Source organism: Micromonospora sp. NPDC006431 (assembly GCF_042870725.1).
Taxonomy (GTDB): domain Bacteria; phylum Actinomycetota; class Actinomycetes; order Mycobacteriales; family Micromonosporaceae; genus Micromonospora.
This window is the reverse complement of record NZ_JBIAHQ010000025.1, coordinates 71,605-95,413: the sequence shown is the minus strand read 5'-3', so window position 1 is coordinate 95,413 and position 23,809 is coordinate 71,605. Positions and strand designations below refer to the sequence as shown.

General features: G+C 68.6%; 22 protein-coding genes and 1 pseudogene. 10 read left to right on the top strand and 13 right to left on the bottom strand.

The genetic code is table 11. From position 1 onward, the window contains the following. Positions 1–203 precede the first annotated feature (203 nt). Positions 204–773: an O-acetyl-ADP-ribose deacetylase gene (locus ACFYM6_RS30560; protein ID WP_387280925.1), complete on the bottom strand. Its 570-nt coding sequence runs from the start codon at positions 771–773 to the stop codon at positions 204–206. Positions 774–859: 86 nt separating this feature from the next. Here ACFYM6_RS30560 and ACFYM6_RS30555 point away from each other — a divergent pair. Beyond that, a pseudogene (locus ACFYM6_RS30555) lies at positions 860–949 on the top strand (IS5/IS1182 family transposase); the annotation flags it as partial. A 25-nt stretch (positions 950–974) separates the two neighbouring features. Here ACFYM6_RS30555 and ACFYM6_RS30550 read toward each other — a convergent pair. The 6 genes from ACFYM6_RS30550 to ACFYM6_RS30525 form a co-directional block, all read right to left on the bottom strand. Continuing rightward, positions 975–1,769 carry a hypothetical protein gene (locus ACFYM6_RS30550; protein WP_387280924.1) on the bottom strand — a complete coding sequence of 265 codons (795 nt, stop codon included), beginning with the start codon at positions 1,767–1,769 and terminating at the stop codon, positions 975–977. A 338-nt stretch (positions 1,770–2,107) separates the two neighbouring features. After that, positions 2,108–4,033 carry a S9 family peptidase gene (locus tag ACFYM6_RS30545; protein ID WP_387280923.1) on the bottom strand — a complete coding sequence of 642 codons (1,926 nt, stop codon included), beginning with the start codon at positions 4,031–4,033 and terminating at the stop codon, positions 2,108–2,110. A gap of 245 nt (positions 4,034–4,278) precedes the next feature. Beyond that, positions 4,279–5,145: an NAD(P)-dependent oxidoreductase gene (locus tag ACFYM6_RS30540; protein ID WP_387280931.1), complete on the bottom strand. Its 867-nt coding sequence runs from the start codon at positions 5,143–5,145 to the stop codon at positions 4,279–4,281. A 343-nt stretch (positions 5,146–5,488) separates the two neighbouring features. Next, the gene (locus ACFYM6_RS30535; protein ID WP_387280922.1) at positions 5,489–6,145 is read right to left on the bottom strand and encodes a response regulator; all 657 of its coding nucleotides are present in this window, start codon (positions 6,143–6,145) and stop codon (positions 5,489–5,491) included. Next, complete coding sequence (locus tag ACFYM6_RS30530) at positions 6,142–7,326, bottom strand: sensor histidine kinase (RefSeq protein WP_387280921.1); 1,185 nt, start codon at positions 7,324–7,326, stop codon at positions 6,142–6,144. The genes ACFYM6_RS30535 and ACFYM6_RS30530 overlap by 4 nt, the downstream gene beginning before the upstream one ends. A 22-nt stretch (positions 7,327–7,348) precedes the next feature. Next, positions 7,349–8,401, bottom strand: coding sequence for a DUF418 domain-containing protein (locus tag ACFYM6_RS30525; RefSeq protein ID WP_387280920.1), 1,053 nt, complete (start codon positions 8,399–8,401; stop codon positions 7,349–7,351). Positions 8,402–9,078: 677 nt separating this feature from the next. On the opposite strand from ACFYM6_RS30525, the gene ACFYM6_RS30520 reads away from it, so the two are divergent. Next, complete coding sequence (locus ACFYM6_RS30520) at positions 9,079–9,954, top strand: alpha/beta fold hydrolase (RefSeq protein WP_387280919.1); 876 nt, start codon at positions 9,079–9,081, stop codon at positions 9,952–9,954. A 239-nt stretch (positions 9,955–10,193) separates the two neighbouring features. Here the strand turns inward: ACFYM6_RS30520 and ACFYM6_RS30515 are convergent, their stop codons facing one another. From ACFYM6_RS30515 to ACFYM6_RS30495, 5 genes are read right to left on the bottom strand one after another with little or no spacing between them, the layout of a single operon-like run. Further along, positions 10,194–10,577 (bottom strand): PPOX class F420-dependent oxidoreductase, encoded by a 384-nt coding sequence (locus ACFYM6_RS30515; RefSeq protein ID WP_387280918.1) that lies wholly within the window; start codon positions 10,575–10,577, stop codon positions 10,194–10,196. A gap of 14 nt (positions 10,578–10,591) precedes the next feature. Beyond that, positions 10,592–11,512, bottom strand: a complete 921-nt coding sequence (locus tag ACFYM6_RS30510) for an NAD-dependent epimerase/dehydratase family protein (RefSeq protein ID WP_387280917.1) — start codon at positions 11,510–11,512, stop codon at positions 10,592–10,594. Further along, positions 11,509–12,114 carry a dihydrofolate reductase family protein gene (locus ACFYM6_RS30505; protein WP_387280916.1) on the bottom strand — a complete coding sequence of 202 codons (606 nt, stop codon included), beginning with the start codon at positions 12,112–12,114 and terminating at the stop codon, positions 11,509–11,511. The genes ACFYM6_RS30510 and ACFYM6_RS30505 overlap by 4 nt, the downstream gene beginning before the upstream one ends. A gap of 19 nt (positions 12,115–12,133) precedes the next feature. Continuing rightward, entirely contained in the window at positions 12,134–13,423 is a 1,290-nt protein-coding gene (locus ACFYM6_RS30500; protein ID WP_387280915.1) for an FAD-binding oxidoreductase, read from the bottom strand. A gap of 53 nt (positions 13,424–13,476) precedes the next feature. Then, the gene (locus ACFYM6_RS30495) at positions 13,477–14,319 is read right to left on the bottom strand and encodes a helix-turn-helix domain-containing protein (protein ID WP_387280914.1); all 843 of its coding nucleotides are present in this window, start codon (positions 14,317–14,319) and stop codon (positions 13,477–13,479) included. 436 nt (positions 14,320–14,755) lie between these two features. Here ACFYM6_RS30495 and ACFYM6_RS30490 point away from each other — a divergent pair, with 436 nt between their 5' ends. The 5 genes from ACFYM6_RS30490 (at position 14,756) to ACFYM6_RS30470 (ending at position 18,711) form a co-directional block, all read left to right on the top strand. Next, positions 14,756–15,226: a hypothetical protein gene (locus ACFYM6_RS30490; protein WP_387280913.1), complete on the top strand. Its 471-nt coding sequence runs from the start codon at positions 14,756–14,758 to the stop codon at positions 15,224–15,226. Further along, a complete protein-coding gene (locus ACFYM6_RS30485; protein WP_387280912.1) occupies positions 15,223–15,906 on the top strand; it encodes a haloacid dehalogenase type II in 684 nt (227 codons plus the stop codon). The genes ACFYM6_RS30490 and ACFYM6_RS30485 overlap by 4 nt, the downstream gene beginning before the upstream one ends. Before the next feature lie 150 nt (positions 15,907–16,056). After that, a complete protein-coding gene (locus ACFYM6_RS30480) occupies positions 16,057–16,410 on the top strand; it encodes a hypothetical protein (RefSeq protein WP_387280911.1) in 354 nt (117 codons plus the stop codon). A gap of 907 nt (positions 16,411–17,317) precedes the next feature. Further along, entirely contained in the window at positions 17,318–17,653 is a 336-nt protein-coding gene (locus tag ACFYM6_RS30475) for a PadR family transcriptional regulator (RefSeq protein ID WP_387280930.1), read from the top strand. A gap of 26 nt (positions 17,654–17,679) precedes the next feature. Then, on the top strand, positions 17,680–18,711 hold the full coding sequence (locus tag ACFYM6_RS30470; RefSeq protein ID WP_387280910.1) for a hypothetical protein: 1,032 nt from the start codon (positions 17,680–17,682) through the stop codon (positions 18,709–18,711). Between the two features lie 922 nt (positions 18,712–19,633). Here ACFYM6_RS30470 and ACFYM6_RS30465 read toward each other — a convergent pair. Next, positions 19,634–19,999 carry a hypothetical protein gene (locus ACFYM6_RS30465; protein WP_387280909.1) on the bottom strand — a complete coding sequence of 122 codons (366 nt, stop codon included), beginning with the start codon at positions 19,997–19,999 and terminating at the stop codon, positions 19,634–19,636. 296 nt (positions 20,000–20,295) lie between these two features. On the opposite strand from ACFYM6_RS30465, the gene ACFYM6_RS30460 reads away from it, so the two are divergent. From ACFYM6_RS30460 to ACFYM6_RS30450, 3 genes are all read left to right on the top strand, one after another. Beyond that, positions 20,296–20,943, top strand: a complete 648-nt coding sequence (locus ACFYM6_RS30460) for a maleylpyruvate isomerase family mycothiol-dependent enzyme (RefSeq protein WP_387280908.1) — start codon at positions 20,296–20,298, stop codon at positions 20,941–20,943. A gap of 523 nt (positions 20,944–21,466) precedes the next feature. Then, on the top strand, positions 21,467–22,303 hold the full coding sequence (locus ACFYM6_RS30455; protein WP_387280907.1) for an SDR family NAD(P)-dependent oxidoreductase: 837 nt from the start codon (positions 21,467–21,469) through the stop codon (positions 22,301–22,303). Positions 22,304–22,599: 296 nt separating this feature from the next. Continuing rightward, a complete protein-coding gene (locus ACFYM6_RS30450) occupies positions 22,600–23,808 on the top strand; it encodes an NAD(P)/FAD-dependent oxidoreductase (RefSeq protein WP_387280906.1) in 1,209 nt (402 codons plus the stop codon). Position 23,809 lies beyond the last annotated feature (1 nt).

Below are 23,809 nucleotides of genomic sequence, written 5' to 3'. Positions count from 1 at the left end.
CGACGTAGCCGTCACCGCGACTCCAACCACATGGCCACGATCATGCCAGCAGTGCAGATGCCGACCCGACTTTGGGCCTCGTCGTCACCGCCGACCACCGCCGAAATCCTAATCTGCCGCGAGGCGCGCTCTCTGATCCCAATGCTGAGCGAACGGTGACCTGCTATCCGGATCTGCGGCGATCGGCTCGCCTTGCAGCCCAGTCAACGTTGGTCGGGTTCATGGCTCGGCGGCGGGGTGGCCGGACCGTGCAGCATCTGCTTGGCCCGTTCGGCGGTCTGCCGGGTGTCGTCGTCGAAGAGGACAAGACGCACGAGCTCAATGGCCGGCGGCGACGTCTGCAGCGCGGTCAACGCCTGGATGACGGCGTCCTGCTTCGGCCAGCGATACACGCCAGATGAGATCAGCGGGAATGCGACGGACTTCGCGCCGAGTTCGGCCGCAACGATGAGCGAGTTGTGATAGCAGCCGCGCAACGATGGCGAGCGGTCTTCGGTGGCGCTCCACACCGGCCCGACGGTGTGGATGACCCAGCGAGCCGGGAGGCGGCCGGCGGTTGTCGCCACGGCCTGCCCGACCGGCAGGCCTCGGCCGTATCGGCTGGCCCGCAAGGCACGGCAAGCGTCCAGAATCGCGGAGCCGCCCTTGCGGTGAATCGCGCCGTCTACCCCTCCACCCCCCAGCAGCGACGAGTTCGCCGCATTGACGATCGCATCCACCCGCTCGGCGGTGATATCATCCGTAACAAGCTCGATCTGCACGATCGACATCATGACCCACGTCCGTACTCATGCGCCGAGGGTGTGCGCCAGGTGCACGAAGCGCATCGCGCCGCAACCGACGACGATGCCATCGCAGGACCAAACTGCGCTGCTGTCCCCGCCGCGCGACCGCGATCGTGCAGGCCATCCTCGTCCTACACCGCGTCGAGAGCCGCTACTCAGGATGAAACCGGCTCAGTGACTGGAGACCCTTCAACGTCTGCCCGCCAAGCGCACCAGTACCTGTATGCCCAGCAGCACCAACGAGGCGACCAGTGCGATGACGCTGACCGCCCCCGCGAGTATGAGAAGCCCCATTTCGACGCCACTCAGCTCTGGTTGCAGTTGAAGGTTGCCCTCGCTGTCCGGCACGTGGTGATATCCGTCGTGCGCATTCACGTAGCGGCTGAGGAGCACCAAGGCGCTGGCGCTGACCACGATCACGATGGGTAGGACCCAGCGCATCACCCGCCACGGCCCCAACTGGTCCAACCCGTCCGTCGGCGGCGACGACACGTCTGGGCGCCGGGCGACCAGAGTTCGAGCGATCAGCCGGCCGTCTTTGGTGTGCCCGTCGATCCACACCCTCGTACCGTCGGAGAACCGCACAGCGCACTTGAGGTCCGAGCCCAGGCGGACCCATAGGGTGCCATCATTCGTTTTCACCCGGATCCCGGCCACCTGCTCCCAGGTCCAGCGCCGGTGTCCACCCGAGGTGTGGCGACCCAGGCCGCTCTCGTAGAGCTCGAAGGTCTCCTTGCGGCCGCCCCGTACCGCCCTGGTCAGCTGGGCCACGGCGATCGGAAGACCGCAGGCCATCGGCACCAAGCCGAGGAGCAACGGCCTGCCGGAACCGCTGGCCGGCGAGACGCTGATCAGGTACCCCAGGAGAAGCGCGCCACCGAGGCCGATCGCCAGTGCCAGGCCGCCGGTGCGCCAACGGCGTGAGACGGCCACCGGATGGGTGCTGACCAGTCGGCCGAGGCGGTCGCCGTCAACCAGTTCCATGCGTCGATCATAAAATACCGAGGTACCTGCCGTTAAGATGACATCTGATCCAGCTTGGCGAGATTGGCCCTTTTGTGTGGTTTAGACGTGTCTCAGGTGGTGAGTTTGAGGTAGCGCCCGTGGCGTGCGTGCTGACCGATCAAGAGCGGTTACGGTCGGTAGCTGGCTGCTGAGTCGAGCGGGCATCCTGAACTGCCGAGATGAGTGCGTGGCTGCTGTGGAACTTGGACGACGATCAGCAGCTGCGTCAACTTGCCGCTGCTTGCCGCCCTGTTTCTGGAATAGGTGGTCTGGCCTGCCGCGGTCGGCGGTAGCGGTCGTGGCGGTCGGACGTTGGGTCATTCGAGCCAGCGGTCGAACCATGCGCGGGTGCGGCGGAGTACGTCGAGTTGGTGGTTGCGTTCGCGGATCGAGTGGTTCTCTCGGGGATAGACGACGTACTGGTGCTCGACTCCGAACCTGCGTAGCGCGCGGTGGAAGAACTCCGCCTGTGATACCGGAACGTTGGTGTCGTTCTCGCCGTGCAGGATCAGCACTGGCGTGCGGACGTTGGAGGCGTACGAGATCGGGCTGATCCGGTCGTGGCGGTGTGGACCTGTTCCTTCCCAGCCGCTGCTGCCGCCGAGGGCAGCCTCGAACGGCCCCTGTTCTCCGGTTGCGGCGAGCATTCCCCAGTCGCTGATTCCGGCGCCCATCAAGGCGGCCTTGAACCGGTCGGTCTGCCCGACCGCCCATGCGGCCATGAAACCGCCGTGGCTCCAGCCGCCGATGCCCAGCCGGTCGGGGTCGGCGACGCCGTCGGCGATGAGCAGGTCGATGCCGGCGCAGATGTCGGTCCACTCGTCGAGGCCGACCGCGCCGGTGACGCGCACCGCGAAGTCGTGGCCGTGCCCTTGGCCGCCGCGTGGGTTCGGCAGGAACACGGCGTAGCCGGCGGTTGCCAGCCACTGGCCGGACGGGTCCCAGCCGAGCATGAGCCGGTCGGCGTGCCGGTGGTACGGGCCGCCGTGGACCAGTGTCACCAGTGGAAACGGCCCGTCCTTGGGAGACCGGCCGGCGGGCAGGATCAGCAGGCCGTCCAGCGTCAGCCCGTCAGATGCCTCGTACGACAGGCGTTCCTGTACACCCCATCGGATGTTGCGGAGTTCGGGCCTGAGATCGGTCAGCCTCGTCAGCGGCTCGCAAGTGGGGCCGGCGTGGACGTTTCCGGGCTCGTAGGACGTGCTGACGACCGCCGCGACGGCGTCACCGTGCCGGCTCGTGGTCAACGACGTCGCGAGGCCGTCGACCCGGGACACCTCGACGAGGGTGGGCCCGGCCGGATCGAGCCGGTGGATCGCGGTATCGAGCCCGTCGGCGACCAGCGCCAGCGGCGGACCGGTGTCGACCTGGACCAGGTTGCTCGGGCAGACGGTCGTGCCGGCGGTCAGGTTACGGTGTTCGCCCACCGGCCCGTTCACCGGCACGGCGACATCGAGAACCGCGTGTCCGCCCACCAGAGCGGGCGGGGTCTTCGCGACATATGCCAGGTGCCAGCCGTCGTCGGCGGGCCACCAGACGAGCGACGACGCGCCTGCCGCAGCCGGGCCGAGGTCCCGCGTCACGCCGCTGTCCGGATCGAGGAGGTGGAGACCGGGCTCCACAAGGCCCGGGTCCACGTCGGGGGTCGACCAGGTCAGTACCGCCAGGATTCCATCGTCGGGCCGCTGGACCACCTCGACGACATGGCGATCGCCGAACGCATCCGGTGTCCGCACCTCCCGGCTCCGCACGTCGAGCAGCCGCAGCCGGTCCGGGCGTACGCGTTCACCCCACACCCGAGCGTCGTCACGCTCCCTGCCCCGACGCTCATCCTCAGCGGACGGCTCATCCGCTGCGATCACCACGACCAGATCCGGATCGGCCAGCGGGAGGTGCCCGGACACCCCACCAGCCCAGCACGTGACCGCCCGCACGACACCGTCGACCAGCCCTACCCGGTGCAGTTGCTCCGTGCCACGCTCGGCCCGGTCGGAGAGAAAGTAGATCAACAGCGAATCCCCGGCCCACCGCGGCGCCGAAACGTACGCCTCACCCAAAGTCAATCGTCGCGGAGACCCGGCCCCGTCAACGGCGGCGACCCAGAGTTCGCTGACCGGGTGAACACCAGCCCGCCCGACCGGGGCGACCACGTAGGCGACCCACTTGCCGTCCGGCGACAGCGCCAACGCCTGCGGAACACGACCATCAACCACCAACTGGGCGGTGAGCTGTGCACGGGCCACCGACGCACAGTATCGATCAACTGCTACGGCGGCCAACCGCTGCCGCAACACGCCGCAGCAACGCTGCGGCGTCCTTGCAGGCCGTCCCAATCTCGACCAACAACGCCGCGTCCCTGTGCCCGGCGTTCGAGGAGCGGGGTTATCGGCGGCCGAGTGCGCACATCTGCCGCAGATCGCGCATCGTGGAGTGCGGCCGGGTGGCGACGTGCGGAGGTGCCGATGAGCGGGTGTCGGCTGGTCGAACGCTACCCGACCGTTGCGGTTAAGCCCTCGTCTCCGCGGCCGTCTGCGATGAGCGCTTCGATTCTCGCCGCTACCTCTGGTAGTCCGCCATCGCCGAGACGTCGGCCGGACCGCAGTTCGATGAGGTGGCGGACGACCGCCAGGTGCTCGGTGAGGTCTGCGGGGCCTGGGGGATAGGTGGCCTGTTGCATTTCCGAGACGGTGGCGGACACCGCAGTGACCACATGGCCGAGCTGGGTACTCGCCGTGTGGGAGAACTCCACCACGTCGATGCCGGCCTCACGCGCTGCATCAAGGGCACGTAGCAGACCGAGTTGAGCGTCGTACCACACCCCGAAGAGGGCAAGGTCCCAGACCGCAGCCGCCTCCGGCGTTTCTCCGACAAAGCGGGGCCTGCTCAGCAGCTCGAGGGTCGTCTTGTGTTGCTCGAACGCGTGCCGAGAGCCGCTATACAAGATCGTTGCGGCACCGGTGCCGATCATCTCGGGCGAGGCCTGAATCCCCGCGTCGATGTATTGCGCGCCCAGGGTGGTGACCCGCTGAGCGGCCAGCCGCGCTTCGCTGCCGGTACCCGTGTACATCCCGACAATCGTCTGCCCGGACAGGTCCATGTCGAGCTGGGTGAGGCACTGCTCTACCGCTGCGTAGTCCTTGAGGGTCAGGAAGACGAGGGCGCTGGATGACACCGCCTCCCGCACGGACCGCGCTGGTAACGCCCCCGCGGCCACCAGCTCGGTCGCACGACTTTCGGTACGGTTCCACACCGTAACGTCGTACCCGCCTCCCAGCAGCCGATGTACAAGGGCACTACCGATGGCGCCCGTGCCAATGACCGCGACCCTAGGTGCTGACTTCTTGCCATCGCACATGGCGCGATCCTCAAACATTAACCTTGCTTGAGGTCAAGCCGACGGCTCCATCACGACGCACTGTCATGCCGCAGTCCGTGCATGCTGATCGACCAAGAGCGGTCACGGCCCGTAGCTGGCCACCGGGTCGAGCGGGCAACCTGAACTGCCGATGAGCGGATGGGCTGGCAAGGGGTTGTGGTGCCCGTGGTTGGGGGGTCTGGGCAGTGACGGTCTGATTCGTGGTGAACAAGACGGCGAGATTCATCAGGACCGCTGCGCACGACTTCAGCGCACCGGCCCCTCGGCTTCGATTACTCCCGAAGCCTGCCGAATTGTGGTGCTGCAGGCTCCCCCTCGCCGGTCAAGTCTCCGTTACCAGCCGATTTTCCCAGGCCCAGGCGGCGATCTCGGTACGGTTTCGCAGCTGTAGCTTGTCCTGGATGTTAGCCACGTGGGCTTTCACCGTGCTCAGCGAGATGAACAGTTCGTGCGCGATCTCCTGGTTCGTGCGTCCCCGGGCGAGCCGCTTGATCAGCTCGATCTCCCGGTCAGTCAGCGGTGTCGCGGGTCGGCGCGGCGATCGAGGCGCGATCGGCCCGAACTGCTTCAGCAGCCGCATCGTGATCGATGGAGAGATCATCGCGTCACCGGCATGCGCCGCCCGCACCGCTTCGGCTAGCAGGGCCGGCCCCGAATCCTTGAGGATGAACCCGACCGCCCCCGCCCGGAGCGCGCTGTGCACGTACTCGTCCGGGTCGAAGGTCGTGATGATCACGACTCGCAGTGGGTCGCGTACGGCGGCACCGGCGAGTGCGCGGGTCACGTCGAGGCCATCCAACCGCGGCATCTGGATGTCCACCAGGCAGACGTCCGGGCGGAGTTCCCGGGCGAGGCTGATCGCCTCCGGGCCGTCGACGGCCTCTCCGACCACCGTGATGTCGGGCTGGCTCTCCAGCAGCAGCCGAAGACCTCGGCGGACGATCGCCTGGTCTTCGGCGACGAGCACGCGGATGGTCATGACGCTCCCGGTGTGGGGATGGTGGCCTCGACTGTCCATCCGGTGGGTGTGCCCGGACCGGCGCTCAGCTCGCCGGCGAGGGCGGCGGCTCGCTCGCGCATTCCGACCAGACCGTGGCCGTCGGGGCGGGTAGTGTGGCCGGACTGTCCGTCGTCGGCGATGCGCAGCCGGATGGTCCGCGCGTCGTGGGCCAGCGTCACGGTGACGGTACGTGCGTCGCGGGCGTGTTGGGCCACATTGGTCAGCGCCTCCTGCACGATCCGGTAGATGCCGATGGTGGTCTCCGGTGGCCAGTCGGTCGGCATGGGGCCGTCGGGCAGGTCGAGCCGCGCGCGGGTGCCGGTATCGTCGAAGCGGTCCATCAGCTCGGCCAGCGAATCCGGCACTGACGCGACCGCCGGCTCGTCGTCCCGCAGCAGCCGCACCACCTGCCGCAGGGAGGCGAGCGCCTGAGCACCAGCCGTCTCGATCTCGGTCAGGGTCGCCCGGATCGTGGAAGGATCGGCATCGGTGGCGAGCTGCGCGACCTGGGCCTGGATGATCAGGCCGGTCAAGTGGTGGGCTGCGACGTCGTGCAGGTCACGGGCTAGGACCAGTCGCTCGGTGCGCCGTACCCCGTCGACCATCGCCCGCCGCCGCGCGTCGCCGAGCCGCCGCCACAGGCCCACCGTGACCGCGACCACCCAGCCGGTCACCATGATCTGCGTGGCCGTTCGCGCGTTCGGGATGTCTTGGGCCAGGTAGGTCGCGTACCGCTCGATGGTGCCGGCGGCGACCACCAAGGAGCCGGCGGCGACCGCGACGGCACCGGCCGCACCGGGCAGGAACCGCACTGCGGAGGCGACCACCACCAGTAGCGCCAGGCAGGCGATCGGGGCGGGTTGACCCTGCTGGTCGGTCTGCCAATCGATCAGCTCGGCGGCCGCGCACAAGACGATCGCCGCGGCCGCCGCCCGAGCGGGGAACCGTCGTCGCAGCAGCGCCGCCCCGCACACCGCTGCCGTGATCAGCACCAGCGCCGCGCCCACCGGCCATGCCGGGCGGCGGCTCAGCACCACCGCCACCTCAAGGGCGAGACCGGCGGCGAGCAGCACTCCGAACGCGGCCTCGACCAGCGTGCCCGGCATGCCGGCCCGGCGCAGGCCGGTGCGCCTTCCGGCGAGAATCATGATGCCTCTCATGTCGATCCGGAGCAGCGCCTGGTCATCGCGGGCGCCTCAGCGGCGGCCGCTGCCACCACGTCACCCAACGCCACAGCCACTCGACCGGCCCCTGGTGGCACCGGCGCAGCCAGACTACCGACCACATCCACTGCATCAGGAGGACCGCCGCGGCGACCGCGACCACCCCGCCGACCGGCCAGCGGTCCGAGCCGCCGACCACGCCGAAGATCCCCAGCACCAGCACCGTCGCGGTGAGATAGTTCGTCAGCGCCATCCGTCCCAGCGGCCGGAATACGGCGGTCAACGGCCCGGCCAGCCGCGTCCTGAGCAGCAGCAACATCCCGCACACGTAGGCACCGGCGGTCAGCAACCCGGCCGCCGGATAGGCGATCCTGAACGCAGTGCTGTTCGGGTCGGACCCGGCGCGCAACTGGATCACCGTCGTGGGCACGGCGGCAAGGGCAAAGATCAACCCCAACAACGCAGTGGTTCGTGGACCGGAGCCGATCCTTCTGACCACCCCGTACCGGGTCAGTGCCGAACCGAGCAGGAACAGACCGGGGATCGCCGAGTACCAGCCGCCGAGCAGGGTCACCGACAGCACGATGAGCACCCCGGCGGCGATCGCCACCACGCGACGCGGCAGCCACGTGGAGGGCAGCAGGACCAGCAGGCCGAGCGTCGCGTACACGGTGAGGATGTCGCCCTTCCACAGCACCAGGAAGTGGAAAAGGCCCACGGCCAGCAGCGCCAGCAGCCGGCGCAGCAGCACCACTCGCGGTTGCCGGGCCCGCGCCTGCGCCGACTCCAGCAACAGCGAGAAGCCGACGCCGAACAGCAACGAGAAGATCGGAAAGAATCGCTGGTCGACCAGCAGATGCAGCACCATCGCCGCGGTCGTCTCCGGTACGTGCTCGGTGCCGAGTTCGCCGCCGCCGTGGGCGATCGGCTTCACGTTCGCCAGCAGGATCCCGCACAGGGCGAAGCCCCGAAGCACATCGAGCGCGACGACGCGCTTCCGCGCCTGGGGCGCGGCGGGCCGGGGCCGGCCGCCGTCGATGGTGTCGACGTCTCTCAAACCGTTCCATGACATGCCCAAAGCCTGGCCGAGCGACCGTCCCGGCCCCCTCGGCCACAAGTTCACGCCGGCGCCCGAGCCGTCGTACTTTCGGCCATTCCCACCCGCCGCCGCACAAGATCGGAATGTCACAACTCGGCTGCGCGGATCTGCCGCCGACCGAGCACCACGCCGAGTGACGGAACTGCGTCGGCCCGCTCCGCTTGTGCGGATCCATACCGATGATGGCTTGTCCCACGCTTGTCCTCCTCGATCAGACCGAGGCTGAATCCGGCGAGGAGGGCAGCGCTACTTTGCGCTGGGCAGACCCCACTTGAACCTCTTCCCGCCACGGTGACCGGCAGGACGCATGCCAGATGAGAGCCACACCAAACCGGGGTGGGCAGCCGCCGAACGAGCGACCCCGCCGGTCACGCCGACCAAGCCTGGCCGGGCTGCGGTTGTAACACCAGTAGATAAGTAGCCGCCGAGCGGGCGTCACGCTAGGCGGCAGAGGAGCGGCAGAGCACGACGCCCGGTCGTGCCGATGAGAGTGTGGCTATCCGTTCAGCCCGGACCCGCAGCGTCGCTTCCGGGGCATCGCGTTGCCCAGCCAGTCAGGTATGACCGTGGTATACGTCGGCGCTTGGGAGGTGTACGAGTCCCGGGGTTGGGTAGCCCACGAACCCGTGTGTGCCTCAGAGGGAGTGGCAATGGGTGGCGAGCGGATTCCGGGTTCCTTCACGGAGCAGACGGCGCAGGTCGGCGACGTCACGATCAACTATGTTCGGGGCGGTCGGGGCAGCACACTGGTCCTGCTGCATGGCTATCCCCAGACGTGGTACATGTGGCGCAAGGTTCTGCCGGAGCTTGCCAAGCACTACACGGTCATCGCGCCTGACCTTCGGGGAGCCGGCGGCAGCGACGCCCCGGCAGGAGGCTACGACAAGAAGACCCTCGCCGGCGACGTGTACGGCCTGCTCACCCAACTCGGCCTTGACGGCGACGTCAGCATCGTCGGACACGACATCGGGACCATGGTCGCGTACGCGTATGCCGCCGCACACCGCGATCACGTGCGCAAGCTCGTGCTCACGGAAGCGCCTATCCCTGACCAGAGCCTGTACCAGGTCCCGTCACTGACGCCGAAGGGACCGGGTTTCTGGAACTTCGGCTTCTTCAGCCTCCCAAACGGCCTGCCGGAACAGATCGTGGACGGACGCGAGGCCCTGTGGGTGGATCGGTTCACCGATTCGATCAAAGTCCAGAAGACCGGCGTCGGCGACGACGATGTCCGCGAGTACGCCCGGTACCTGCAAGACGACGCTCACCTGCGCGCCAGCTTCGCCTACTTCCGAGCACTGCCCCAAGATGTCGCCGACAACGCTGAGTACGGCAAGACGAAGCTGACCATGCCGGTTCTCGCACTCGGCGCCCGAGCCAGCCTCGGGGAGGCGGTACCTACCCAGGTCGCGCAGTACGCCACGACGGTAACTGGCGGCGTCATCGAGGACTCCGGCCACTGGATCTTCGAGGAACAGCCGGCCGAACTCACCGCGCAGCTCATGCAATTTCTCCAACAGACGTGAGCCGAACCTGGCCCCGCGGACAAGAGGCGCGTGGCGCATCCGCTTCTGCCGCCGTCCGTGCGTGCTGACCGATCAAGAGCGGTCACGGTCGGTAGCTGGCTGTACTTCACCCGGTGGGCCGCCGACGGCACCACAGAGACCATTCACAACCTGCTCCGTGGCAAGGTCAGGACGCCCGCGCGACCTTGCCGTTGACCGTGACGCCGACTATGAATGTAGCGCCCTGGCAGTCCGACGACTCAGCCGACGCCGACGGTCTGTCGCTCGGGCTCGATCAGGGCCACGACGCGTTCCTGTCCTCGGGGGTAGGGCTGATCCGTGTACTTGGTGACCAGACGGTCGATGATTTCCCACGCTGGCTCGCCCTCGATCCATTCGAGGACTCGTCCACGGACGACAACCGGCGTGAACGGGTTGTCGGCGGGTGCGATGGACAGCGCCATGCGAGGGTCGCGGCGCAGGTTGCGGGCCTTGCGCGTTCCTGGGCCGGTGAAGAAGACGACCCGATCGCCGTGGGTGCCGACGTAGACGGGGGTGGTGTGCGGCGAGCCGTCCGGGAGGATGGTGGCGAGGTGGGCGATCGAGGCGCCGTCGAGGATGCGGCGCACGGCGGGGTCAAGCATGGGAGTGCTCCTTTTCAGCGGGGGTTGTCGGCGCGCCACGCGACGTAGTCGGCGACCGCCGTGGCGCTGTCGAATGCCGGTGTGAAGCCGGTGTCTTGGGTGAGCCGGGTGATGTCGAGGTAGGGCTCGGCGCCGGGGCCGTTCTGCCGTCCGGGTAGGAGGGTGAGCTGCAAGCCGGGGGTGATCGCCTGCAGGGCGTCCGCGAGATCGCGGTTGGTGAACATCCGGCCGCTGGAGACGTTGTAAGTGTTGTGCTGCAGGGTTTCTGCGGTTGTCAGCAGGGCGATCGCACGCCCGGCGTCGGGTGCGTAGCAGCAGTCGCCGCCGTCGTCGGCGTGCAGGGGCCGCGGCTGCTCACCGCGGAGTACCGCGCTGATGTACGGCGGGATGCGGTTGAACGGTGACTCCGGGTCCATCAGAGGTCCCCAGATGCTCCCGATCCGCAGTACGACCGGCTGCACGTCGGTGCCCTGGAGACTGTGCGTGGTGAGGGGCTCGACGGCCTTCTTGAAGGCGATGATCAGGTGCGGCAGGTCCGCGGTGGGCAGCGCGAGGTCCTCGTGCCAGGGGATCTCGGTCCGGCCGATGTACACGCCGAGGCTGCTGGCGACGGCGAACCTGCGCACACCCCAGGTGCGAGCGGCGTCCAGCGCGTTGAGCAGGCCGCTGGTGTCCGTGCGGAAGAATTCGACCGGATCGGCGCCAGGGATGCTGCCGGCGAGGTGGACGATGTCGCTGATCTCGTAGCGATCGCCGAGGGCCAGGAACGCTTCCCGATCGGTGACGTCCAGGCGTTCCACGCTGACCTTGCCGGCGAGGAACGACGGGACGTCGGTCCGGCGGTGGGAGGTGACGACGACGTCGTGTCCGAGGTTGACGAGCGCGCGGGCGGTATGGGCGCCGATCATGCCGAGCCCGCCGGTGACGAGGATCATCGGACCACCTCGTAGTGCAGGTGCGTCACGCCGGACGCCGGGATGACTTCCAGCAGACGCAGCTGCACGTGTTCCGGGAGCTCCTGGAAGAAGCTGTGACCGCCGCTGAGCAGGATGGGCACCTGGTGCAGGATGAGCTCGTCGACGAGTCCCGTCCTGAGCGCCTCGGTGACCAGACCGCCACCCATCAGGGCGACGTCCTTGTCGCCGGCGACCTCGCGGGCCGCGGCGATGGCGTCCCCGACGCCGGTGGTGACGAGAGTCTGCCGCTCGCTGATCTCGGGCGCGGGCCGGTGGCTGACCACGAACAGTGGCGCCGTCGGGTGCGGGCTACCGCCTCCCCAGTGGCTGGAGTGCTCGTACGTGGTGCGCCCGGCCACCGCGGCTCCCACTCGGGCCGCGATGGCGTCGAAGAACCGGGCACTGGGCTCGTCGAGCTTGAACCCATCGAACAACCTGCTCGGCGTGTCCCCGTCGAAGTACCAGTCGAAGAGCATAGGCGCGTCCCCCAGACCGCGTCCGAACTCCTCTGCACCGTCGGGGGTGCGACCGCTGATATAGCCGTTGACGGAGACCGCGTGAGCGCTGAACACCTTGCTCATGTCTCTCCTTCGCTGTTTCTCAGATGGCTTGCGGGAAGTCGAAGAACCGGTGCGGGTCGTAGGCGTTCTTGACCGCCACCAGCCGGCAGTAGTTGCCCGCGTGGTACGCCGCGGCCCAGTCGTCGAGGGCGGGGTCGGGGAAGTTGGGGTAGACACGCCCCGACCCGTCGGCGTGGGCGGTCGCCCAGGAACGATCGACCCACGGGTCGGCCGGGTCGCCGATGTGTTCGAGCAGAAAGCGCTCGCCGCGGTGGGCGAACGCGGTGGCGTCCTCGGCGACCCTGTTGTAGGCCCCGCCCATCGCGGTGAACGTGAGCTGCCGCCGGCCCTCGGTCCTCGCGGCGCCGAACTGGCTCAGGAGCGACGCGAGCGTGCGGTCGGACAACCCGTGAGAAAAGAACTCCGACCGCGTCCTCTGGGCTCGTTCGGGCGGATCCAGGTCGGCGAAGGTCTGTTTCAGGCGGTGGTAGGGCAGGCCGGCACGCAGCTCGAACGCCCGATCAATGAGCTCCCGCAGCAGCTCCCGAGTCGGTCCTTCCCCGAGGGTGGAGGCGCCGAACAGGGTGGCCCGGACCGGTGCGCCGGGCTCGGACTCGAGGGTGAGATTGACGGTAAGTTCGTCCGGGGCGTCCGGCGCCCAGGCCTGCCAGGCGGCGACAAGGTCCTCGAGCGCGACGCCCGACCAGCGCGCCTCGATGCGGGTAGTCAGCGGCTCCGGGACCGTGTCGAACCGCAGTGACGTGACCACACCGAACTGGCCGCCGCCCGCACCGCGCAGGGCCCAGAACAAGTCCGGTAGCCGGTCTTGGTCGCAGTCCACGACGGTGCCGTCGACGAGTACAACCTGCGCGCCGACGAGACGATCGCAGGTCAGGCCGTGCTTGCGACCGAGCAGGCCGATCCCGCCGCCAAGGGTGAGGCCGGCGATGCCGACGGTGGGACCGCACCCGGCGGGCAGGGTCGAGCCGTGAGCGTGCAGCGCCGCGTATACCTGGCGCAAGCGGGCACCGGCTCCGATCCTGGCGACCCCGTCGTCCGCCACGGAGACGCCGTCGAGGCCAGACAGGTCGAGCAGGACCCCGTCCGTCGACGATCGACCCGCGAAGCAGTGCCCCCCGCCACGAGGGGCGAGGCGCTCCCCGGTGGCGGTGGCGTAGGCCAGGGCGCTGACGACGTCCGAAACCGAGCGGCACAGCACCACGAGCCGGGGACGGACGTCCCGGAAGGCGGGGTTGACCGGGCGGCGGATCGCGTCGTAACCCGACGAATCAGGTGTGAACATCTCGCCGTCCAGCGCAAGGGCAGGCACGCGTTCGACGCTATGCGCGGTGTGACGACGAGTCTTGAACGAAACGCGCAGGCTCAGACCCGCAGTGGCGGCCTGCTACGGGTGGCGAGGAAGGGTGTGTAGGAGGCGGAGTGCTCATGGCCGCAGGCGCAGCGATCGATGGCGCCCCCGAGGAGCCGCCTCGGAGTGAGGCCGGTCAGGCGCAGGCACTCACGGCTGAGGTGTGCCTGGTCGGCGTAACCCACGTCGACCGCCAACCCCGCCACGCCGTCCGCGCCACGCCGGCCCGAGGACCTCGCGCCGGCCTGAGCCAGCGCGAGAAACCCCTGAAACCGCAACGTCCGCTGCAGGACCTTGGGACTCACCCCCACCGCCTGCAGGCAGCGGCGGCGCAGCTGGCTGGCGGAGAGCGCCAGGTGGGTCGCCAGGGCGTCGATGTTGACCGGGTGCCACGGCATCAGCGCCCGCACGGCTTCGGACACCAGCGGATCCACGTGCGTCGCGCCTCGGAACTCCTGCAAGAGGTGGGCCTGCAGGCCCGTGAGCGCCCGCTCGGGCGTTCCGGCTCCGGTCATCGCCTCCACGAGGCGGTCTGCCGAACGTCCCCACAGCTCCGCCAGGCTCAGGCGCTGGTCTACCAGGTCGTCGAGCACCGCCGGCATGGGCGGCGCGGTCCCCGGCTGAAACCGCACGCCCACGATGGTGGTATGCGGCGGGATGACCTCGATCTCCGGACCGGTCAGCGGACCGACCAGCTGGGGACGGCCGCCGATCGGAAAGTGGATCTCGACCCCGCCCGTGGGTAGGTGTCGTTGCACATACGCCGCCGCACCGGTGCGCTGGATCCAGACCGTCCGCACCACGCCCGCCAACCCCGGCAACGGCGGACGCTCAATATAAGAGTCCATCGCGGCCATCCTGGCACTGAAGCGAGCGCCCTGTCGACGGAGCTTCGCGACCATTGCCTAAGGAGGGAGTTACGAACCGCGTACTGAAATCGCCTGGTTGCACTCGGAGCAGCATGACCGAGTGCCTCACCGTTCGTCGCGGCGGCAACGTAGACCACCCCCGCCCTCGCCGCCGCAGTACCCGACCGGCAGCGGAAGCAGGCGCGCTACCAGCCGACCGGCAGCTCCACCCCGCCGTCGAGGATGATCCGCGACCACACAGAGCCCGACGGTATCCGCCCGCTACCGGCCTCAACCGCGGCCAGCATGATCATCCTGGTGGCCGACCGGGGTGCTCCCACATCGCGTCCACACGCCGGCAAACCAGCGTCACCCGGTCGAGGGCCGGGGGCATTCGGGCACCAGTGGTGGGTGTAGAGCCCGACAGGGTGGGTAGCGCGACGGCATGCGCATGCTCACCAGCGGCCTGATCGCCGGCGCCGCCGGAACGGCAGCCCTCGACCTGGTCACCTACCTCGACATAGCCGTGCGCAGGCGACCGCCGAGCAGCACCCCCGAGCAGAGCGTGCGGCGCCTGGCCAGCCTGGCCGGCGTCAAGCCCGGCGACGACCCACCGACGAAACACCGGATCACGGGCCTCGGTGCGTTGCTCGGCTACAGCGCCGGCCTGGGCGCCGCCGCCTGCTACGCGCGGCTGAACCGCCACCGGCTGCCCCGCCCGGCTGCGGCGCTGGTCCTCACCGCCCTGGCAATGGCAGGCTCGAACACCCCCATGACCATGCTCGGGATTACCGACCCCCGCCGGTGGAGCGCCACCGACTGGGCCTCCGACCTGATTCCGCACCTGGCAGACGGTGCCGTCGCCGTCGCCACCTACCGCGGGCTCTGCCACCGCGACCGAGGCAGGCGCCGATGAGCCCACCAGGCACACCCCCGATCGAAGCCGTCGCATTCGATGTCAACGAGACCCTGTTCGCCCTCGACCGGCTGCGGCCGGCGTTCACCGACGCCGGTCTCGACCCACAGCAGGTACCGGTGTGGTTCGCGCGTCTGCTCCGCGACGGATTCGCGCTGACCGCGCTCGGCGGCTACCGACCCTTCGCCGAGGTCGCCGCCGAAACCCTCCGCGGCCTCGACCCCACCGTCGACGACGATGCGGTCGCCATCGTCACCACGGCGATGCGGCACCTCGATCCGCACCCCGACGTCCAACCGGCGCTGCGCACCCTACATGACGCCGGCGTGCCGCTCGCCACCTTGACCAACGGCAGCGTCGACGTGGCGCAGGCGCTGCTGCAGCGCGCCGGCCTCAGCGGCTACCTCACCCGCATCCTGTCGGTCGACGCCGTGCGTCGCTGGAAACCCGCCCCCGAACCGTACCGATACGCCGCCACCGAACTCGCCGTCACACCCGCAGCGCTGGTCCTCGTCGCCGCCCACCCCTGGGACTGCGCCGGCGCGGCCGCCGCCGGGCTACGCCCCGCCTGGGTCAACCGCCCCGGCGACCACTGGCCTCAGTTCTTCCCAACCCCCGAATTCTCCGCCCCCGACCTGACCACCCTCGCCGAGACGCTGCTCGCCACCCGCCGGCACTGAACCATCCAGGAACGCACCGGCAGCCGCGATGGCCTTCCCCCACAGCGCGGCAGGCACCAGCGCCCAAAACAGGCCTGGACCGTCGTCCCGGACAGCACCGCCGGAGGCGAGGAGAACAAGCCGAGCCGAGCGCGGGTTCACACTGGTGGGGTGAAAGCTGAGCTTCGCTCCGTTCCGGATTGCCCGCACCTCGCCCAGGTACGGCAGACGCTGCACGCGGCGCTGGCCGACCTCGGCCCGCCCGTGGTGGTCACCGAAGTCGTCGGGGAATACCCGTCCCCGACAATCCTGATCAACGACGTGGACGTGATGGGCCGCACCGGCGACGGACCGGCCGCGTGCCGGCTGGATCTACCCACCGCCGAACGGATACGCGCCGCGCTGCGCCAAGCGATCGCCGCCGAGCATATCGGCTGGAACACAGCTCTGGACCTGGGGAAGGGTGGCCTTCCGCCGTGGTCTACGACGGATGCGTCAGGAGTGGCCAGATCGCTCGCAGCGTAAGGATGATGCCGACGGCCACGACCAGGCCGCCCGCAGGCGAGATCGACGGGTCATCACGAAGGCACCGGCAGGGCCGGTCTCAAGCTGCGTCAGACCCCACCCGCCGGGCGGCACCGATCCATCCTCACAGCGCTCAAGCGATCCGTGGTCCTTGTGGGTCAAGGAAGCGACGGGCCGGTGAGCGTGGCCGCCTTCATCGCTTCCCAGAGGACCGAGCACGACGTGCCGCACGCGCGTGCCTGCCGAGCGCTGGAAGTGTCCGAGTCGTGGTTCTGCAAGTGGCGTGACCGCCGCCGACACCCCGCCAGGACCGCAGGACCACGCTGGCGGCCGCGGTCAGGCGCGTCTTCGACGACTCGGGCGTGGTGCAGTTTCACTCTCATGCCGCGATCAGCGCGCTACGGAACGTCATGACGAGTTCCGCCCAGCTCCCGGACATGTCGAGATGAGTGCATCCGCTCATGCCGAGATGCGGCTGCTTGCCCGTTTTCCGCTGCGCGGCTACCTATGATCGTGGTGCGCTACCGGCGAGTCCTTCCCGCGGCCGTACCGGCCGCGGGAGCGGGCGCGCTCCGCCGCCGGGGCCGCTGCTTGCGGCGACCGGCAGCGTTTGAACACGTTGCGGGGTCCGGAGTAGGACGACGTGAGCGCTGTATCCGGGGCCGAGGCTGATGGCCTGGTTGGTGGGTGGGGCGCCGACGAGACTGCTCTCCATCGTGGATATCGCAGGAGCGAAGTCGGGCCCGCCCAGGTCTGCGGCGTCTGTTGCGTCACCGTCGCCCATGATGACTCCTTGTCTCGTCGACTCGGCGGGTGTGAGACGCCTGATGAACCGTGCCGGCCATCGAGGTCCCTGCTCGCACTATATCTTGTCATCCACTATATTCGGTGGATGAGTTCTAGGGTGATGACGGAACAGGCATTCTTCATCCTCACCGCGCTGGTCGACGCTCCACGCCACGGCTACGGGATCGTCGCGGACGTGGCAGAGCTGTCGCGAGGGCGGGTGCAGCTGAAGATCGGCTCCCTGTACGGGGCTTTGGACCGGCTCGTCGGCGACGGCTTGGTCGAGCTGGACCGCGAGGAGGCATGGCAAGGGCGGTTACGCCGGTACTACCGATTGACCGAGCGGGGCCGCGACGCCCTCACCGCGGAGGCGCAACGACTGGCCGCGAACGCGCGTCTCGCCTCGACCCGGCTACGTGGCCAGCAAAACCCGATCACGGGGCCGGCGCCGTCATGAGCCGACTCGAAGAGCGCTACCGCCTCGTGCTGCGGCTGCTGCCCGCCGCCTATCGGCAGCAATGGGAAGACGACATGGTCGCCGCCTTCCTGGACAGCATGGACACCGACGACCCGGAAACCGCCGCGTACGCCGCAGACTACGGCCGGCCGAGCCTGGCGGAGGTCGCCAGCATCGTGTCCCTGGCTGTCCGGTTGCGTCTCGGGGGCCCCGACGCGCCAGCCCGTTCCTACGCCTGGGGACAAGCCGTGCGACTGGCGACCCTGATGGCGATGCTGACTCACGCCGTCATGGTCACCGCCAGCGTCGCCGTCACACTGTGGCTGTCCGGGAAGATCGCCTGGTTGCCGGCACCCGCACCCGCCTGGACGCTCACGCCGTCGGGGAGTATCTGGCACACCGCGTGGAACCTGGCCGGCTACGCCTGGCTGCCGGCCTACATCGCGCTCGTCCTCGGACACCGCCGCGTGGCCCAGGCCGTCGGCCTGCTCGCCATCGTGCCTCCCGCCGTCACCACCGCCGTGGAGCAGGCCGCCAGTGACGTACCGCTATCCGTGACGCCCTGGGCGCTGCGGCTCACCGACGTCGTCCTGGTACTCGCCATGGCGGCCTTTCACCACGGCGCCCCACCGGTGCCGCGCCGCCCCTGGCTCCTCGCGATACCGATCGGCATCCTGCTCGTTCCCCTGCCGCTGTTCGCCATCCAGGCCACCAGCCAGGCACTAAGGCTGCTGGACTGGCCTGGCCTGTCCTGCGCCATGGTCGCCGCCGCCATCGCGGTTCACCTGGCCGGGCGGGCACCCAGGCAGCCAGCTCGCACGCTGCCGTGGTCACTGGCGCTCACCCTGCTCGCCGCGGCCACTCTCGCCCTACGAATCGTCACCCTGCCTGACTACATCGACCAGGCACAACGCACCACACTCGTCACAATCGCAGCAACGGAAGTCATCGCCGTCCTGACGATGGCCCTACCGCTCGCCCGACGAGTCATCCGAGCACTGCGCCGACTTCCACCGATCCCCGCCGACGCCCTATGGCCCACCACACCGACCGAGTAGGACTCATCCCCATCGCGGCGCACCGACCCGCACCGATCCGTCCAACCCCACACCGGAACGCACTGTCATGCCGCCGTCCGTGCGTGCTGACCGATCAACGGCGGTCACGGTCGGTAGCTGGCTGCTGAGTCGAGCGGGCATCCTGAACTGCCGATGACAGTGCACCACTTAGACGTGTTGAATCCTCGGTAGCTAACAAAAGGCTTGACGGATCCTGTTCGAAGCGGCACGCTGCGGCAACCGAGGCACGATTCTAGCGAGAGGGCACCTATGTCCGCCGATCCAGGGCCGCACATTGTCTTCTCGGTCGAGCCTGACGAGGCGCGATGGCGGGGCTATGTTCTCAAGCTAGGCACCAGCCGCCATGAGTTCTCGGAGCCCGACAGCCCCTCTTTTGGCTTCGGCAGCCTGTACCGAGGACCTGGTGCCATGTTGGACCGGTGGGTGACCCTTCTAGAAGGGTTGTCACCGGCCGGTGGCGCAGTGATGCTTCCATACAACTTCTCCGACCAGTGCACCGGTTGGCTTCGGGCCTCCTCGCCGGACGGTGTCGTCGTCGAGGTACAAGCGGGGTGGAGTCTCCTCGGCCAGTACTGCTTCGACCCGTCGGACTTCGCCTCCGTTGGCGCATCCCTCAGCGACTTTACGCCAATACCCAATGCGCGCATCCAAGGTCGAATATCGGATGTCCTCAACGCGCTCAAGGCATGCCGTGGCACGTACATAAACTCGATTTCGCTCAGGACTAGGACGGACCTTTCGGCGAGCCACTATGGGGCCGGCAGGCACGGTTTGGATGAACACCCACCGGCCAAGGTCAGCCACCCTGGTCTGCCGCGATGAGCGCGTAGCCGATGAGCGGACTCCTTTATGTGCGGAATCGGGGTGGGCGCTGCTGTCCAGCCGGCCGTCCCTGATGCCGCTACCAGATGATGATGCCGCCGTGTATCGCCTTGGCGCGCTCCACAGCGTGCCGCACGTTGGTCAGGTAATGGAGAATGCGATCCGCGTCGTGCCCAGTCGCGGCGGATAGTTGCTCGACGTTCTCTGCCAGGAGTACGCACTCCTGCTCGAAGGCGTCGAGCTGGCCGGGCGGGACCTGGAGATTCCCACGGTTCTCGACCGTGATGTCAGCGAGTTGCGGCAGGAACGTCGCGCCGAGACGCCGTGCGGCTGCGGAGCCCCACAGCTCATAACGAAAGCTTTCAGCTCCTACTCCAGTGCTGGTGCCCGGCGGATCCACGACAACGTCCCGACCGGCGTAGGCGTCGTCGTCCGGTATCCACACTGAGATATCGAGGCTGATCCCCGTACTCCCGCCATGTCTCGAATCACGGCTACTGTAAGCGATGACCAGATGCACTGATCTGCCGCCGTCCGTGCCTGCTGACCGATCAAGAGCGGTCACGGTCGGTAGCTGGCTGCTGAGTCGAGCCGGCATCCTGAACTGCCGATGTGTGTGCACCTGGCTGAGATAGGTCCCGGGGTCTCGGAGTGATCCAAGAATTAGTACAATCCGACCGATGACTTCGGTGTATGCGCCAGGCCATTCCCAGCACAGCCACCCAGCCTCTGGAGCCCCCCTTGGCCGGCGCCACCGCCGCACGTGATGCACTTTGGTCCGCCACTCACGCGGAGCGCGCCGCCCTCGCCGACGACCTCGCCGAGCTCGACGACACCCAATGGGCGCAGCCCTCACTGTGTGGGAACTGGACCGTTGAAGAGGTCGTCGCCCACCTGACCGCAGCGGCGAGCACCGGTACAGTGCGCTGGCTGACCAGCATCCTGGGCGCACGCTTCGACTCCGATCTGCACAACCAGCGCCGGCTGGTCGAGCACCGCGGCGCGACGCCAGCCGAAACCCTCGAACGATTCCGTCGCGTTATCACCAGCACCACGGCAGCGACCGGGCATACCGCCGCATGGCTGGGCGAGGTCATCGTGCACGGACAGGACATCCGCCGGCCCCTCGGACTGCCTCACACACCCTCCGTGCAAGCCGTCACCGAGGTCGCCCGCTTCTACGCCAGCCGGGACTTCACCGTCGCCAGCCGCAGCACCGCCAAGGGGCTACGCCTGGAAGCGACCGATGGACCCTTCGCGACCGGCGCGGGTCCGCTTGTCAGCGGTACAACGCTCGCGCTCACGATGGCCATGGCAGGCCGCCACGTCTACTGCGACGATCTGACCGGTCCCGGTGTGCCCATCCTGCGCGCACGCTGCTCGCCCTAATCCTGATCAAGGGGCAGCAAGAGAAGCGAACGAAATCTCCTCTGCGCGAGTAGCTCCAATGTCCGAATCACTGGCCGCTCGAACAAGGTCAGGTGCGCACATCTGCCGCGATCAGCGCGCTACGGAACGTCATGACGAGTTCCGCCCAGCTCCCGGATCTGCCGATGAGCGGGTTGGGCGCGCGCAGCCCTGTTGTTACAGGTGTCCGGTCTTGTTTGGTACGGACGTTCAGTCTTGTCGTTGGGGGCCGTATGCGGCCACCAAAGACGTAGCCTGGAGCCGCGGCTCGGTTCCACGATGATCGGCGATGCTGGCAGCTTCTGAGGCCGGCATTTGCGCTCGCTGCAGCGGCCATCGCATCGTGCGCGGCGCGCTCGAGCCCAGGGTCGCAACGGGCAGCGACCCGCGACCCGATCTTGCCGAGTTCAGCACGCAGCAGGTCTCGAATGCTGAACACAGCCTCCCGCCACTGCCCGGCGGATGGCCTGACTGTCAGAGGCGGTCTCACGGAAGGACAAGACCCATGCCAGATCGGTTGACGGGCAAGGTCGCGGTGATCACGGGCGCGGCGAGCGGCATCGGTCGCGGCGGCGCTGAGCTCTTCGTCGCCGAGGGTGCGAAGGTCGTCGCCGCCGATATCAACGACGAACTGGGCGCGGCGCTCCAGAAGGAGTACGGGGGTTCGCTCGTCTACGTCCATACCGACGTCACGAGCGAGGCCGACATCGCCGCTGCTGTCGACAGGGCGGTGAGTGAGTTCGGAAGGCTCGACATCATGTTCAACAACGCGGGCGCGCAGGGAGATCCGTCTCCGCTGATCGAGATTGGAAGCGAGGGCTTCGACAAGACGATCGCTTTGCTGACGCGCTCGGTCGTGCTCGGCCACAAGTATGCGGCGCGGCAGTTCCAGCGCCAGGGCACCGGCGGCTCCATCGTCTCGACGGCGAGCGCCGCCGGCCTGCAGGGTGGCTGGAGTGCCGCCGGATACACGATCGCGAAACACGCGGTCGTCGGGGTCGTGCGGCAGGCCGTCGTCGAGCTCGCACCGCTCGGCATCCGGTCCAACGCCGTCGCCCCCGGGATCATCCGCACGCCCATCATGGCGCGCAGCTTCGGCGTTCCCCCAGACCAGGCGGAGGCGTTCAGCGACTTCCTCGAGGAGAAGCTGGGCGCCTCGCAACCGATCGGGCGCCTGGGCCTGCCGTCCGACATTGCCGAGGCCGCCCTGTGGCTCGGAAGCGACGCGTCGTCCTTCGTCACGGGGATCGTATTGCCGGTCGACGGCGGCGCAACGGCAGCGTACGCGGGCGGCTTCGCCGCCGACGTGGTCGCGGCCGCAAACGAATTCTCCACCCGTTGACGACCCGGCGTCCCCGCCCGCTGTGACCCGCCAGCGCGGCACCGGCGCCCGCAAGGTCCTTCACCTTCTTTCGGCACGCCCGGCGCCCGCTTGGCGAGCATGACGTCGATATCGACGGTGATCGGCATCAGATCACCCTGTTCAGCTCGGCCTGCATCTGCGTCGTCTCGGCGTCGCGAGAATCGTTGGGCGGCGCTCCTGCCGCTCTGTGACCCGTGCCACATGTAGTTCCTGTCAGCAATCGGGGCGCCGTTCCGCTCAACTCACGAGAGAAAGCGAACAGACAGGAGCAACACATGAAGCACCGCATCGTCGTCCTCGGCGCCGGCTATGCCGGGGCCCACGTGGCCGGGACTTTGGCCCGCCGGCTGTCCCCGGCGGACACCGAGATCACCGTGGTCAACGCCGAGCCGGACTTCGTCCAGCGGCTGCGGCTGCACGAGCTCGCGGCCGGCCACGAGATCAAGGCTCCGAAACTCGCCGACGTGTTCGCGGGCACGGGGATACGGCTGCGCCTGGCCCGGGTCACCGCCGTCGACCCTGAGCGCCAGGTCGTCGCTGTGGCCGACGCCGACGGCGGCGGCGAGCTCGGCTACGACACGCTTCTCTACGCGCTCGGCAGCCACGGCGACGACCGCGGCGTCCCCGGCGTGGCCGAGCACGCCTTCGACATCGCCGCCCGGCCCTCGGCGCTGCGCCTGCGCGAGCGCCTGGACAGCCTGGGCAGGCGGGGCGAAGGGGGGAGGGCGCTGGTCGTCGGCGACGGGTTGACCGGCATCGAGACCGCCACCGAGATCGCCGAAGCCCGGCCCGGCCTGTCGGTGGCGCTGGTCGCCCGCGGCGAGCTGGGTGCCCGGCTCTCCGCCGGAGCCCGCAGCCACCTGCGCCAGGCCTGCGCCCGGCTGGGCATCACCGTCCTGGAGCACACGAAGGTCGAAGCCGTCGAAGCGACACGGGTGCTGTGCGCCGACGGCACCGCCCTGGCGTCCGACGCCACCGTGTGGACGGCCGGGTTCGCGGTCGACCCCATCGCCGCCGTCAGCGGACTGGAGGTCACCGAGAACGGTCGGATCGTCGTCGATCGCACCATGCGGTCGGTCTCGCACCCGAACATCTACGCCGCCGGCGACAGCGCCTACGCCATCGGCGACAACGGCCGGCCGCTGCCGATGTCCTGCGCTTCGGCCGGCTTCACCGGCCAGCAGGCCATCGAGGCGATCGTGGGACGCCTGACCGGCCGCAAGATCGCGAACACCAAGCTGGTCTACCCGGGCAACCACATCAGCCTCGGCCGGCGGGACGGGATCCTGCAGCTGGTCGACGACGAAGCGCAAGCAAAGCCGAAGTACGTGGGCGGCCGGAAGGCCGCGCGGATCAAGTCGGGCATCCTCAAGATCTCCCTGTGGGCCACCTCGCACCCGACCTTCGGCCTGCCCAAGCGCAAGCACCGCCTGGCCGCCGCGCCGAATACGTCCGCCAAGAAGGCGGTCGGCGTAGCCGCATAGG

Excerpts from the sequence above, each read along its gene's own strand:
- ACFYM6_RS30560 (WP_387280925.1), bottom strand. The coding sequence starts at position 773 with ATGATGTCGATCGTGCAGATCGAGCTTGTTACGGATGATATCACCGCC.
- ACFYM6_RS30550 (WP_387280924.1), bottom strand. The coding sequence starts at position 1,769 with ATGGAACTGGTTGACGGCGACCGCCTCGGCCGACTGGTCAGCACCCAT.
- ACFYM6_RS30540 (WP_387280931.1), bottom strand. The coding sequence starts at position 5,145 with ATGTGCGATGGCAAGAAGTCAGCACCTAGGGTCGCGGTCATTGGCACG.
- ACFYM6_RS30535 (WP_387280922.1), bottom strand. The coding sequence starts at position 6,145 with ATGACCATCCGCGTGCTCGTCGCCGAAGACCAGGCGATCGTCCGCCGA.
- ACFYM6_RS30530 (WP_387280921.1), bottom strand. The coding sequence starts at position 7,326 with ATGAGAGGCATCATGATTCTCGCCGGAAGGCGCACCGGCCTGCGCCGG.
- ACFYM6_RS30525 (WP_387280920.1), bottom strand. The coding sequence starts at position 8,401 with ATGTCATGGAACGGTTTGAGAGACGTCGACACCATCGACGGCGGCCGG.
- ACFYM6_RS30520 (WP_387280919.1), top strand. The coding sequence starts at position 9,079 with ATGGGTGGCGAGCGGATTCCGGGTTCCTTCACGGAGCAGACGGCGCAG.
- ACFYM6_RS30515 (WP_387280918.1), bottom strand. The coding sequence starts at position 10,577 with ATGCTTGACCCCGCCGTGCGCCGCATCCTCGACGGCGCCTCGATCGCC.
- ACFYM6_RS30510 (WP_387280917.1), bottom strand. The coding sequence starts at position 11,512 with ATGATCCTCGTCACCGGCGGGCTCGGCATGATCGGCGCCCATACCGCC.
- ACFYM6_RS30505 (WP_387280916.1), bottom strand. The coding sequence starts at position 12,114 with ATGAGCAAGGTGTTCAGCGCTCACGCGGTCTCCGTCAACGGCTATATC.
- ACFYM6_RS30495 (WP_387280914.1), bottom strand. The coding sequence starts at position 14,319 with ATGGCCGCGATGGACTCTTATATTGAGCGTCCGCCGTTGCCGGGGTTG.
- ACFYM6_RS30490 (WP_387280913.1), top strand. The coding sequence starts at position 14,756 with ATGCGCATGCTCACCAGCGGCCTGATCGCCGGCGCCGCCGGAACGGCA.
- ACFYM6_RS30485 (WP_387280912.1), top strand. The coding sequence starts at position 15,223 with ATGAGCCCACCAGGCACACCCCCGATCGAAGCCGTCGCATTCGATGTC.
- ACFYM6_RS30475 (WP_387280930.1), top strand. The coding sequence starts at position 17,318 with ATGACGGAACAGGCATTCTTCATCCTCACCGCGCTGGTCGACGCTCCA.
- ACFYM6_RS30455 (WP_387280907.1), top strand. The coding sequence starts at position 21,467 with ATGCCAGATCGGTTGACGGGCAAGGTCGCGGTGATCACGGGCGCGGCG.
- ACFYM6_RS30450 (WP_387280906.1), top strand. The coding sequence starts at position 22,600 with ATGAAGCACCGCATCGTCGTCCTCGGCGCCGGCTATGCCGGGGCCCAC.